This is a genomic window from Nocardia brasiliensis NBRC 14402 (assembly GCF_000308475.2).
Taxonomy (GTDB): Bacteria; Actinomycetota; Actinomycetes; order Mycobacteriales; family Mycobacteriaceae; genus Nocardia; species Nocardia brasiliensis.
This window is the reverse complement of record NZ_BAFT02000106.1, coordinates 1-12895: the sequence shown is the minus strand read 5'-3', so window position 1 is coordinate 12895 and position 12895 is coordinate 1. Positions and strand designations below refer to the sequence as shown.

Annotated in this window: 11 protein-coding genes; 1 reads left to right on the top strand and 10 read right to left on the bottom strand. The window is 68.3% G+C overall.

The genetic code is table 11. The features are described from left to right. Positions 1–164: 164 nt before the first annotated feature. Complete coding sequence (locus tag TY25_RS35625) at positions 165–797, bottom strand: hypothetical protein (protein ID WP_042263913.1); 633 nt, start codon at positions 795–797, stop codon at positions 165–167. Positions 798–1005: 208 nt separating this feature from the next. On the opposite strand from TY25_RS35625, the gene TY25_RS35620 reads away from it, so the two are divergent. Continuing rightward, positions 1006–1830, top strand: a complete 825-nt coding sequence (locus TY25_RS35620) for a DUF1206 domain-containing protein (RefSeq protein ID WP_042263916.1) — start codon at positions 1006–1008, stop codon at positions 1828–1830. Between the two features lie 311 nt (positions 1831–2141). Here TY25_RS35620 and TY25_RS42225 read toward each other — a convergent pair whose 3' ends face one another. From TY25_RS42225 to TY25_RS35575, 9 genes are all read right to left on the bottom strand, one after another. Beyond that, on the bottom strand, positions 2142–2393 hold the full coding sequence (locus TY25_RS42225) for a hypothetical protein (protein ID WP_081869316.1): 252 nt from the start codon (positions 2391–2393) through the stop codon (positions 2142–2144). A gap of 613 nt (positions 2394–3006) precedes the next feature. After that, complete coding sequence (locus TY25_RS35610) at positions 3007–3474, bottom strand: B-4DMT family transporter (RefSeq protein WP_226887265.1); 468 nt, start codon at positions 3472–3474, stop codon at positions 3007–3009. Between the two features lie 48 nt (positions 3475–3522). Next, a complete protein-coding gene (locus TY25_RS35605; protein ID WP_042263908.1) occupies positions 3523–4779 on the bottom strand; it encodes an RNA polymerase sigma factor in 1257 nt (418 codons plus the stop codon). Then, entirely contained in the window at positions 4776–5168 is a 393-nt protein-coding gene (locus tag TY25_RS35600) for a YciI family protein (RefSeq protein WP_042263906.1), read from the bottom strand. The genes TY25_RS35605 and TY25_RS35600 overlap by 4 nt, the downstream gene beginning before the upstream one ends. A gap of 76 nt (positions 5169–5244) precedes the next feature. Beyond that, a complete protein-coding gene (locus TY25_RS35595) occupies positions 5245–6063 on the bottom strand; it encodes a shikimate dehydrogenase (protein WP_042263903.1) in 819 nt (272 codons plus the stop codon). Beyond that, on the bottom strand, positions 6053–7468 hold the full coding sequence (locus TY25_RS35590) for an endolytic transglycosylase MltG (protein WP_042263901.1): 1416 nt from the start codon (positions 7466–7468) through the stop codon (positions 6053–6055). Before TY25_RS35590 ends, TY25_RS35595 begins: the two co-directional genes overlap by 11 nt. A 124-nt stretch (positions 7469–7592) precedes the next feature. Next, the gene (gene ruvX / locus TY25_RS35585; protein WP_042263898.1) at positions 7593–8198 is read right to left on the bottom strand and encodes a Holliday junction resolvase RuvX; all 606 of its coding nucleotides are present in this window, start codon (positions 8196–8198) and stop codon (positions 7593–7595) included. Next, complete coding sequence (gene alaS, locus TY25_RS35580; protein ID WP_042263895.1) at positions 8198–10861, bottom strand: alanine--tRNA ligase; 2664 nt, start codon at positions 10859–10861, stop codon at positions 8198–8200. The genes ruvX and alaS overlap by 1 nt, the downstream gene beginning before the upstream one ends. A gap of 192 nt (positions 10862–11053) precedes the next feature. Beyond that, on the bottom strand, positions 11054–12400 hold the full coding sequence (locus tag TY25_RS35575) for a replication-associated recombination protein A (protein WP_088606727.1): 1347 nt from the start codon (positions 12398–12400) through the stop codon (positions 11054–11056). Positions 12401–12895: the final 495 nt, after the last annotated feature.

Here is a 12895-nt window from a genome sequence, read left to right as displayed (position 1 = left end):
CACACCCACGGGATGCCCCGACAAAGTCATACGCAATCGGCCGAACTGCACGCAGCACCGACGACCGACGGAGTCGGATTCGCCTCTCGCGCAGGGAATCGCCGAGAAGTCGTCGACTTCGGTTCGGCGGTAACCCGCCCGTCCGGCTCAACCGAGGACCTGCGCTACTTCATTCGGTCGGCGTCGAAATGCGCCGTGAGTTTCCGGCCGTAGTAATCGATGATGGTGATCGTGCCGTTTCCCGTAAAGGACACGTGCTGCGGGCATGGCTGACTTTCCGGTGCTTCCCACACATCGGTCTGCCTGCTGAACAGGCCGCCACGCTCCCGCACCCTGACACCACAGATGGTGTCGATCATGGCGCTTGCGCGATATGTGACGGCCTCGTGACGACCGTCGGGGCTCACCGCGACGACCGGGGGCGTGCGGTTGCTCGGATTTGTGTGCGGCAACAACAGCAACGACAACGCCATCAGCGGCAGGAGGGGTAGCACCGACAGCGTCAGGACGATGGCGGGCACGAGCCTGTCCCAGGCGCTCCGCCATCCCATCCTCGGTGCAAGAAAAACCAACACCGCCGTCGCGATCCAGCACACCAGCACAGCCCAAGCAGGGACCTCCTGAAACCGATAGAAGCGATCCGACAGGTAGATCACAGGCACTGCCGCGACGTCGACAGTCAAAAGCGCAGCGACCGAGAACTGCCAGCCGATCCGCCGTCGGCGCGGCGCCCTGTCCCGTGCGTGCCCTTTCCCACTCGGCGTAGGAATCGTCTCGTCGGTCGCCTGTTCTGCCAACAGTCAGCCTAACTCGTTCAATCGGCGTTCGGCTCCGGCGACCGAAATCATTGCCAGTGTATCGACGTCGTCCGCCGAGCCCGATCTCATTGAGACGTCATCTATTTCGAGACAAAGGAGGGACAAGAGTTTGGATGTTGCGGTTCGGGCAATGCCCGAATCGTCCGATGTCGGCCCGCGGTTGCGGTTTTGCCCTGGTGTGGTGGTGATGAGGAACTCGAATCAGGTCCATCACGCGGTGGCCGGGAGCGCGCCGTTCCAGTTGGCTGTGCGGGTTGGGCTGATGGCGTATGGCGTAGTCCATCTCCTGGTGGCCTGGGTCTGCGTTCAGGTCGCGCTCGGTGACCTCGACGGCGGCGGCATCGGGAAGGCGGACAAGACCGGCGCGCTGCAGCTCTTCGCGAAGTACCCAGGCGGCGGGTTCGTGCTCTGGCTCATCGCCGGCGGGCTCGGCTTCGCCGTGCTGTGGCAGTTGCTGGAGACCTTCGCCGGTGCGCGGAACAGCCTGAAGGAGAAGCTGCTTCGCGTGATGAACTTCGGCGAGGCAGTCCTGTTCGGTTACCTCGCCTACAGCGCGGCCAAGCTGGCGAACGGGTCGCCGGCCTCGTCGATGGACGAGGCGCAACTCGGTCTCATCGGCAGCCTGCTCAGCCGGGAATGGGGCAAGCCGATAGTGATCGTCATCGGGCTCGCCATCATTGTCGCGGGCCTGTTCGTCGCCCGCCACGGTTGGACGAGGCGGTTCCACGAGGAGCAGGACTTCGGCGAAGTGAGCCGGTCGATGGAACGGGTCGTGATCCGGCTCGGGCAAGTCGGTTACGTCGCGCTCGGTGGAGTGTATGCCGGTGCCGGCATATTCGTCGTCGTGGCCGCCGTGCAGAGCCGGCCGCAGAAGGCGACCGGGCTGGACGTGGCGCTCAAGACCCTGGCGGTCCAGCCGTACGGCACCGTGCTGCTGCTCATCGTCGCGATCGGCCTGGCCATGTTCGCGATCTTCACCTTTTTCGATGCCCGGTTCCGCAAGATCCACTAGTTCGCCTGCCACCCTGATATTGACTGCAAAGCGACGGTGCGGTCTCCCAGCCCCGCCAGCGCCCGGCGGCGCGCCATGGCGGCGCAAACAGGCGAAACACCGCGTGAGAACTCAGGTTTCGGCACTGCGCGCTACAGCCAGGACCGGCCGAGCCGGATTCGCCTGCCGCACAGAGCATTGCCTTCCGCGCACGTGTTCGCCGATGACGTCGTACGCAACGCGCCGATACGCGCGCGGTAACGATGCATCGGGGCCAGATCAGACTGACGGCGCACCCTGATAGCCCAGAGTGCGCCGTTCGTTGTGCGAACTCAGTAGTTGGGGATCCAGAGGTCGTACCGTCCGTTGTTGTCGTTCCGCGCGACGCACTCGCCCGGCTTACCCCACTCGTCTTTGTTCTTCAGGCAGTACGACAGGGTGGCGTTCGACCCCCTGAGCACACAGACCCAGTTCCAGTGCGGCGCGTCGGATGAACAACCGTTCTGCGCGCTCGCCTGCCCGCCCAGCACGACCGCGGACGCAGCGATCGCCATCGCGGCGGCGACCCCGATTCGAGTGATCATGAAGGTCCTCCCCAGGTGAAATCCGTTGAATGACAACACGTTATCGCGGACATCAGCGGAATCACATGGCACTCGACGATGAGGGCACGAAGTTGGCAGCACGCCACCGCTGCCAGCCCGCAACCGACAGCAGAGCGTCACAAGTTGGCAGCACGGTGCGTCGACGCAGCACCCTGAGCAGGACGTCACATCCCCAACGGCACAGCACACCAGCCCATCCGCGCCTTCGATCAGGGCGAAGCACGTCTTGGTCAACCGATCACCAGGTAATGGTGGCGGCATCGGTCGAGAGGCCCCGCCACCATTACCTGGTGATCAATTGTCCAGGTCGAGATGAGCATACGAGAGCGCGTCCGTCGACTGGACCGCGGCCAGTGGCAGCCGCATCGGCCGGGGCCGAGGTGGTGTCGGTGGCGTGCGGGAAGTAGGTGACACGTCGAGCGATCACCGCGGACCACATGTCACCTGCGCGCGGCAGATCAACCTGCAACTGCACATTCACCCCGAACAGCGCCTCCGACCACAACGACTCGCGCTGCGCGGCCGGGCGCCGGCCCCTTACGTCAGCCGATCACCGCGAATCAGATCACCTTTTCGACGCCGACCGCGAAACTCAGACGCCCGTACTCACCGGCGTCGGCTCAGCCGACACCTTCGCCGCCCGCCGATCGGCCAGCCCGCGTCCGATCCCGACGCCGATCAGGGCGGGGATGAAGACGAGCAGGACGATGAATGCCGCGCCGGCGGTGAGTTCGAAGAGCAGACCGTTGTCGCCGAGGTCGAATTTCGGCAGCCAGTCGAGGATCCAGGCGCTCAGTCCGCTGCCGAGGCCGGCTGCGACCGCCGCCTTCAACCACAGCAGGGTGAGGTCGGTGCCGTACTCGGGGTTGGGGTTGGCCGTGCGATCTTTGCGTCCGTCCAGGAAGCCCCAGTACACGATGGCCGCCAGCAGAACGATCAGGCAGAGCGCCCGCATCCAGACCCCGTGGGTCGGCCAGTACACCATCGCGAACCCGAGCACCGCACGCAGGAAGACGACCAGTGCGCCGAGCACGATCGCCCGCAACACCCAAGCATTCATGCGCACCACCATAACCCCGCGTCCCGCCGAACCAAACTAGAACCGGTATCAGTTTTCTGGCGGGTCGGTCGTACCGAGGCGGCGCATCCGGTCGTTGAGGTAGCGCTGTTCGGGCACGCTGACGGTCAGTCGCGCCGCCTGCCGATAACTCTCCAGGGCCGCGGGCTCGTCACCGCCCATCTCGAGGAGGTGCGCGCGCACCGCGTGGGTCCGATGGTGACGACGCATGGACGGATCGTCGAGCAACGGCGTGATCAGCGCCAGACCCTGCTCCGGGCCGAACGCCATGCCGACGGCCACCGCGCGGTTCAGCGTGACGATCGAACTGGGCGCGACCTGGTCGAGCATGGCGTACAGGATGCTGATCTGCCGCCAGTCGGTGCTCACCCAGGTCGGCGCCTCCGCGTGCACCGCGGCGATCGCGGCCTGCAACTGGAACCGTCCGACGTGACCGCGCGGCAGCACCCGCTCCAGAATGCCGACACCCTCCGCGATCAAGGCCCGGTCCCAGCGGGAACGGTCCTGCTGGGCGAGCGGAACCAGATTGCCGTCGTCGGTCCGGGCCGCCACGCGCGCGTGCGTGAGCAGCATCAACGCGAGCGCCCCCGCGACCTCGTCGTGTTCCGGAATGGCGGCGTGCAGTTGCCGGGTGAGGCGGATCGCCTCGTCGGTGAGGCTCGAATCCACCAGCGCGCCACCGGCCGAACGCGTATGCCCCTCGGTGAACAGCAGATGGCACACGTCCAGCACGGAGGCGATGCGCGCGGGCAGCTCCGCCGGGCCGGGCAGTTCGAACACCGCGCCGGCTCCCCGCAACGTCGACCGTGCCCGCGAGAGCCGTTGCGCCATGGTGCGTTCCGGCACCAGGTAGGCGGCCGCGAGCTGACCGGTGCCGAGGCCGCACACCGCGTGCAAGGTCAACGCGACCTGCGAGGGCCTGCTCAGGCTCGGATGGCAGCAGAGCAGCAACAACCGCATCGTGTCGTCTTCGTCGCCGATCCGCGCCTGATCGGCCGACGGCACGACGTGCGCGTCGCCCGGCTGCGCGACGGCCACCGCCGTTTCCCGCCCGGCCCGCGCCTCGTCGGCCCGCACCCGATCGATCAACCGCCGGGACGCGACCCGGATCAGCCAGCCGCGCGGATTGTCCGGCACACCGTCGCGTTCCCACTGCACCGCGGCCGCCTCTGCCGCCTCCTGGGCGGCGTCCTCACAGTCGCCGAGATCACCGTGCCTGCGCAGCAGAGCGGCGAGGACGTACGGCGACTCCTGCCGCCACACGTCCGCCACCACCCGCACGCTCATTCGGTGTCGCTGCCCGGCCACATCATGGGTCGCAGCTCGATCGTCTCGCCCGGACCGGCGAATTGCGCGGCGATCTCCTCGGCCCGGGCCTGACTCTCCACATCGATCAGGAAGAACCCGGCGAGGTGCTCTTTGGCTTCCGAGTACGGCCCGTCGGTGGCCAGCGGCGACCCGTCACCCCACCGGTACAACCGCGACGACTCGGGCGCACCCAGCGCCTCCCCACCGATCAGTTCCCCCTTCTCCTGCATCTCGGAGAGCAGCTTCTCGAAGTCCGAACCCCACCGATCCCGCTCCTGCTGCGTCATCGACCGGTACTCGGGCAGGTAGTCACTCGTCGGATGCCCCCACGGCTGCGGGTTGGAGTGAATCATCACCACGTACTTCATCACGACTCCTTCGACATCGCGGATGCGTCCTGCTGACCCATCCTCACCCCGAACGTCGGAGCCGAGAGCGTGCTGTCTACACGGCGGGACCGGTCAATGCTGCGGCCATTTCCGCGCGCGGCGCCGGGCGGCCGGTGAACTGCTCGACCTGCCCGTAGGCCTGGTTCAGCAGCATCTGCAATCCGCTGACCACCGTGTGCCCCGCCCGAGTCACCGCCTCGGCGAGCGGCGTCGGCCACGGGTTGTAGATCGCGTCGAGCACCACGGGCGCGATCGCGACCGCTTCGGCCACCTGGGCCGCGGCTTCGGCCGGAATGGTGCTCACCACGACGCCCGCGCGCTCGCACAGGCCGACGAGGGCCGCGGGATCGAACGGGGTCACCGCCGCGTTCATGCCGAGCCGTTCCGCGAGATCCAGTGCGCTGCTTGCCCGTCCGGCGTCGCGGGCGATCACCGTGACGGTCTTCGCGCCGAGTTCGGACAGCGCGAGCAGCGCGGGCCGCGCGGTACCACCGGCCCCGAGCACCACCGCCTCGTCCAGGTCGACCACCCCGCCGCCGCGCAGCGCGCCGAGCACGCCGTCCACGTCGGTGCAGTCGGCCCGCCAACCACCGTCGTGCCGGACGAGCGTGTTGGCCGAACCGACCAGCACCGCCCGCTCGGTGCGCTCATCGGCGCGCGCGAGCGCGGCCTCCTTGCCCGGCATGGTTACCGACAGCCCGACCCATTCGGGGCCGAGCCCGTCGACCAGTCCGGGCAACTGCTCGGCCGTGCACTCGATGCGCTCGTAGCTCCAGTCGAGTCCGAGCGCGCGATACGCGGCCAGATGCAGTTGCGGCGAGCGAGAGTGCGCGATGGGCTTGCCCAGCACCGCCGCTTTGCGTTCAGCGGCCACTGTCGAGGATTCCGCTCGCCTGGGCCTGCTGGATGTAGCGCTGGTGCTGCTTGTAGTCGTCGGTGAACAGGGTGGTGCCCTGCTTGTCGACGGTCACGAAGTACAGCCACGGACCCACTTCCGGATTCTCCATGGCGCGCAACGCGTTCAGCGAGGGCGCCGAGATCGGCGTCGCGGGCAGTCCGGTCTTCGCGTAGGTGTTCCACGGGGTTTCCGCGGCCCGATCGGCGTCGGTGGTCTGCACCTCGGTACGGTCCAGCGCGTAGTTCACCGTCGAGTCGAACTGCAGCATCTGCGGCACCCGGAGCCGGTTCACGATCACCCGCGCGACCTTGCCCATGTCCTGCGGCTTGGCCTCGCGTTCGACGAGCGACGCGGCGATCAGCGTCTGGTACGGCGTCAGCTTGGTCTCCCCGCCGGACTGCAGCAGGCCGGTGGATTCGTAGCTCTTGGCGCTCGCGGTGACGACCTGGCGAATCATCTGCTCCGGCGTGCCGCTCGGATCGAAATCCAAAGTGCCCGCGGCGATCAAACCCTCCAGCTGCCTCGTGCGATCCGGGCAGTCCTTGACGCCCTGCGCGGCCCAGGACGGCACACCGAGCGCGGCCAGGTCGACGCTGGAGCCCGCGGCCTCGAGTTGTTCGTAGGTCGCGCACTTCTGGTTCGGGCCGATGCCGATGCAGCTGGCCTCGGCCATCATCCGATAGATGCCGTCGGTGCGCCGGTTGGTGCCGACCTCGAACTGGTCGTGCAGCAGCCGTCCCTCGGGGATGACCAGGTTCCCGACCCGGGCCTGTTTACCGACCAGCGCCGCGACCGCCTGCACGGCCGGGCTGCGCGTCGGGATCGCGTAGTAGCCCGGCTGCACCGACTGCATGTTCGAATTGCGTACGGCCGCTTCGATGAACGCGCCGGTGCTCGCGACGATGCCCTTTTCCTTCATGCTCGCCGCGATCTGCTGTGAGGTGTCGCCGTCGTGCACCTGCACCACCGCGATCGGACCGACCGGCCCGGCGAAGTCTTCGGGCGGGCCGAGCTTTTCGATCAGCTTCATGCCCGCGAACACCGCGGCGCCCGCGAACAGCACCACGAAGACGCCGGCGACCAGCCACATCGTCCGCCTGCGCCGCTTGCGCTCCTGCGCTTTACGCGAGGCCGCACGGGAGCGCTTGCCGCGCTGCGCGCTGCGCGAGCGGCGGGTGCCCTCCTCCGGCTCGTCGTCGTCCTCGTGCCGCGCCGCTTCCCGGCGACCGGCGCGCGTGCGCTGCCCGGGCCGGCGCTCGGCGTCGGGACGGGGCCGCGCGCGGGGGGCGGGCTCGGGCGGGTCCATGTCGTCGGTGTAGCGCGGGATGACGGTGGTGTCGTCTTCGTAGTCGTCCCAGTCGTCCTGCTCTCGGCCGACCACCCGGTTTTGTTCTGGCGTGTGTGTCTCTGCTGTTCCTGCCCACCCCAGGCTCGGTCGTCCCGCCGGTAACGCCGATCAGCTTCGCGCTGTCGGTACCGTTCCTCGGCCCGCGCCCATCGATCCGTCATGCATCGTCCTCCGACGACGCAGGAGCGGACCCTGCGGCGTGCCCGACAGCCTCAGGACGCACCGCTTCACCCGACCTCAACACCGCACTCCGTTCGTCCAACCATCCTTGCAGGATCGAGACGGCCGCCGCCTGATCGATCACCTGCCGCTGGCCACGCGCGCGAACTCCACTGTCCCGCAATGCACGTGCAGCTGACACCGTAGTCAAACGTTCGTCGGAAAGCCGTATAGGCACCGGCGACACGGCGGCCCGCAATTGCTCCGCGAATGCGGTGGCAATGGTAGCGGCACTGCCCTTCTCCCCGCGCAATGTTCGCGGGAGCCCGACGATGACCTCGACGGCCTCGTACTCCCGCACAATTTCAGCAATTCTGGAAATATCGCTTCCGCGCCCACCGCGCGCGTTCGGCTTGGCGCGCGGCACGGTCTCCACCGGCGTGGCGAGGATGCCGTCCGGGTCACTGGAGGCGACACCGATGCGGACACTGCCGACATCGATGGCGATCCTCCGGCCGCGCCCGGGATCGGTGTCCGGATGGGGCCGGTCGGCGTCGGTGCCCGCCGCCCGGCCGCCCCCGGCGGAATCGCTCGGCGATGCCATCACTGGGCGAGTTCGGCCACCCGGGCGCGGACCGCGGCCAGGCCGGTCGGGATGCCCGACGGATCCGACCCGGCGCCTTGGGCCATCTCGGGCTTGCCGCCGCCACGTCCGGCGATGCTCGGCCCGAAGGCGGCCACCAGATCACCGGCCTTGAACCCGAGATCCTGCGCGCCCTGGTTGACGGTCACCACGAACGGCACCTTGCCGTCGGCATTGCCGAGCAACACCACCACGGCGGGCACGGTGCCGAATCTGCCGCGAATGTCGGTGGCCAGCGTGCGCAGATCACCTGCCGGCACGCCCTCGGGCGCGGCGACCGCGACGAGCAGCACGGCGCCGATCCGCTCGGCCTCCTCGACGAACTTCCCGGCCGAGGACAGCACGGCGGCCATCTTGGTGCGCTCGAGTTCCTTCTCGGCCACCTTGAGCCGCTCCACCAGCTGCTCGACCCGGGCGGGCACCTCGTCGGAAGGCACCTTCAGCGACGCGGCCACACCGGCCAGCAGCGCCCGCTCCTTGGCCAGGTACTGGTAGGAGTCCAGCCCGACGAAGGCTTCCACGCGCCGGATACCGGAGCCGACCGACGACTCGCCGAGCACGGTGATCGGGCCGATCTGCGAGGAATGCTGCACGTGCGTACCACCGCACAGCTCCATCGAGAACGGGCCGCCGATCTCCACGACGCGCACCTCGTCACCGTAGTTCTCGCCGAAGAGCGCCATCGCGCCCATCTCCTTGGCCTTGGTCAGGTCGGTGACGAAGGTGTTCACCGGGAAGTCCGCGCCGACCGCGTCATTGGACACGGCCTCGATCTCGGACTTCTGCTGCTCGGAAAGCTGGCCCTGCCAATTGAAGTCGAAGCGCAGATAGCCGGGCTTGTTCAGCGAACCGGCCTGCACCGCGTTCGGGCCGAGGATCTGCCGCAACGCCGCATGCACCATGTGCGTGCCGGAGTGGCCCTGGGTGGCGCCGCGTCGCCACGCCGGATCGGCTTGCGCGAGAACGACATCCCCCTCGGTGATCTGCCCCTGCTCGACCGTGGCCTTGTGCACCCAGACCTTCTTGGCGATCTTCTGCACGTCGTTGACGGTCAGTTTCAGGCCCGCGGCGGTGATGGAGCCGCGGTCTGCGATCTGGCCGCCGGACTCGGCGTAGAGCGGGCTGCGATCGAGAATCACCTCGACGTCCTGGCCGGCCTGCGCGACCGGCACCCGGACGCCGTCGGCGATCAAGGCCAGCACATGCGCCTCGGAGGTCAGCTCGTCGAAACCGGTGAACTCGGTGGCACCGCGATCGACCAGCTCCTTGTACACCGACAGGTCGGCGTGCGCATGCTTGCGGGCCTGGGCGTCGTCCTTGGCACGCTTGCGCTGCTCGGCCATCAGCGACCGGAAACCGTCCTCGTCCACGGAGAGACCGGCCTCGGCGGCCATCTCCAGGGTGAGGTCGATCGGGAAGCCGTAGGTGTCGTGCAGGGTGAACGCGTCCGAACCCGCGATCGTGCTGCTGCCCTTGGCCTTCACCGCGGCGGCCGTGTTGTCGAACAGGGTCGAGCCGGTGTTCAGCGTCTTGAGGAACGCGGTCTCCTCGCCCACCGCGACCGTCTCGATCCGCCGGAAATCGGTGGCGAGCTCCGGATAGGACGGCGACATCAGGTCGCTCACGACCTTCATGAACTCACCCATCACCGGCTTCTCCGCGCCCAGCAGCCGGGCCGAGCGCACGATCCGGCGCAGCAGGCGGCGCAGCACGTAGCCGCGGCCGTCGTTGCCGGGGTTCACGCCGTCGGCGATCAGCATCGCGCCGGTGCGGGCGTGATCGGCGATCACCCGGAATCGCACGTCGTCCTCGTGCGTGACGCCGTAGGACCGGCCGGTCAGCTCCTCGGCCTTGTCGATGATCGGGCGCAGCAGGTCGGTTTCGTAGACGTTGTCCACGCCCTGCAGCAGGAACGCCACGCGCTCGACGCCCATGCCGGTGTCGATGTTCTTGCGCGGCAGCGGGCCGAGGATCTCGTAGTCGTCCTTGCTGGTGCCCGCGCCACGCTCGTTCTGCATGAAGACGAGGTTCCAGATTTCGATGTAGCGGTCCTCGTCGGCCTCGGGGCCGCCCTCGACGCCGTACTCCGGGCCGCGGTCGAAATAGATCTCCGAGCAGGGACCGCACGGGCCGGGAATGCCCATCGACCAGTAATTGTCGGCCATGCCGCGCCGCTGGATCCGGTCGGCGGGCACGCCGATCTCCAGCCAGATCTGCTCGGCCTCGTCGTCATCGAGGTAGACGGTGGCCCACAGCCGCTGCGGGTCGAATCCGAAGCCGCCGTCCTCGACGCTGTTGGTCAGCAACGACCAGGCGAAGGTGATGGCCTCGCGCTTGAAGTAGTCGCCGAAGCTGAAGTTGCCCGCCATCTGGAAGAAGGTGTTGTGCCGCGTCGTCACGCCGACGTTCTCGATATCACCGGTGCGCACACACTTCTGCACACTGGTCGCGGTCGCATACGGCGGAGTCTGCTGACCGAGGAAAAAGGGGACGAACTGGACCATGCCTGCGTTGACGAACAGCAGGTTCGGGTCGGCCAGGATCAGCGAGGCACTGGGCACCTCGGTGTGTCCGGCACGGACGAAATGGTCCAGGAAGCGCCGTCGAATCTCGTGGGTCTGCACAGATATCCAGCCTACCGGTGCCGTGCACGCGGTTTTTCATCGACTGGGGTGCTGCGCGCCACCCGGGAAGTCGGTCGAATGATCGGGTCTGGCCGGCGAGCGTGCAGACCTGCTCGGTGCCGGCCGTGTCTCGAGCGACGGTGGCGCTCCCGTGCGGGGCAGCAACGCCTTCGCTACGGTCCGATCGCCGCTCTACCGTCCGCGGATGATGCGGCGCAGTTTGTCCACGCGCGGGCCGACCTCGCGTTCGTGGCCGTGGTCGGTGGCCTGGTAGTAGTCGACGCCGACCAGCTCGTCCGGCGGGTACTGCTGGGCGAGCACGCCGTCCTTGTTGTCGTGCGGGTATTTGTAGCCCTGGGCATTGCCGAGCTTCGCCGCGCCCGCATAGTGCCCGTCGCGCAGATGCGGCGGGACCGCTCCTGCCTTACCCGCCGCGACGTCGGCCATCGCGGCGCCGATCGCAGCGACCACCGCACCCGACTTCGGCGCGCTCGCCAGATGAATAGTGGCCTGCGCCAAGGCAAGCCTCCCCTCGGGCAGTCCGACCAACTGAACCACCTGTGCGGCAGCGGTCGCGGTCTGCAACGCCATGGGATCGGCCATGCCGATGTCCTCGCTGGCGTGGATCATCAGCCGGCGCGCGATGAAACGCGGGTCCTCCCCCGCCGTGAGCATCCGCGCCAAATAGTGCAGCGCGGCATCGACATCGGACCCGCGGATGGACTTGATGAAGGCGCTGATCACGTCGTAGTGCTGGTCGCCCGCGCGGTCATAACGGACCGCGGCCTTGTCCACGCTGGCCTCGACCAGTTCGACACCGACCGTACCGTCCAGCGAGGATTCCGCCGAAGCCTCCAGCGCGGTGAGCGCGCGCCGGGCATCGCCGCCCGCGATGCGGATGATGTGATCCAGCGCCTCGTCGGAGACCGTGTACTGGTCGTCGAGGCCACGCGGATCGTGGATGGCCCGCTGCAACACCTGCCGGATGTCGTCCTCGGTGAGCGACTGCAACTGCAACACCAGCGAGCGGGACAGCAGCGGCGACACCACGGAGAACGACGGGTTCTCCGTGGTCGCGCCGACCAGCAGCACGATCCGGTTCTCCACCGCGGCGAGCAGGGCGTCCTGCTGAGTTTTGGAGAAGCGGTGCACCTCGTCGATGAACAGCACGGTCTGCTCGCCCACCGACAGCCTGCGCCGCGCCACATCGATCACCGCGCGCACTTCTTTGACACCCGCCGACAACGCCGACAACGCCTCGAACCGCCGCCCGGTGGAATGCGAGATCAACGACGCGAGCGTCGTCTTACCGGTGCCGGGCGGGCCGTACAGCAGCACCGACGCCGCCCCCGACCCCTCGACCAGTCTGCGCAGCGGCGAGCCCGGACCGAGCAGGTGCTGCTGCCCGACCACCTCGTCCAACGACGCAGGCCGCATCCGCACCGCCAGCGGAGCCCCGGCGTCCCGCCGCACCACGGTATCGATGCTGTGCTCGGCAGGCACATCACCCCCGGGCACGTCGAACAAGCCATCGCTCACGACTGCGCCCCGCAGACACGCGGCTCCGTCGCGAGCGATACCCCGCCGCGTCCCCGGTTCGCTCGCAGAAGCTCACTCACATTTCCCAACGTTACCGAGCCACACCGACAACCCCGCACACCAGCCGACCCACACCCCGGCGCCACCGGGTCAGGGGGTCAGCCGAGCCGCGCCACCGCGCCACCGGTCAGCCGAGCCACCGGTCAGTTGCGCCTCCCCGCCACCGGACCGCCGGTCAGCCGGACCACCCGGTCAATCGCGCCCCCGCGCCGCCCGGTCAGCCGGACCACCGGCCAGTCGCACCTCCACACCACCGGACCGCCGATCAGCCTGACCGCCGGCCAGTCGCGCCTCCACGCCTCCACGCCACCGGAACACCGCGCCACCGGACCGCCGGTCAGCCGAGCCAGCGCATCTCCGCGCCACCGGTCAGCCGCGCCACCGGACCGCCGGTCAGCCGAGCCAGCGCATCTCCGCGCCCCGGTCAGCCGCGCC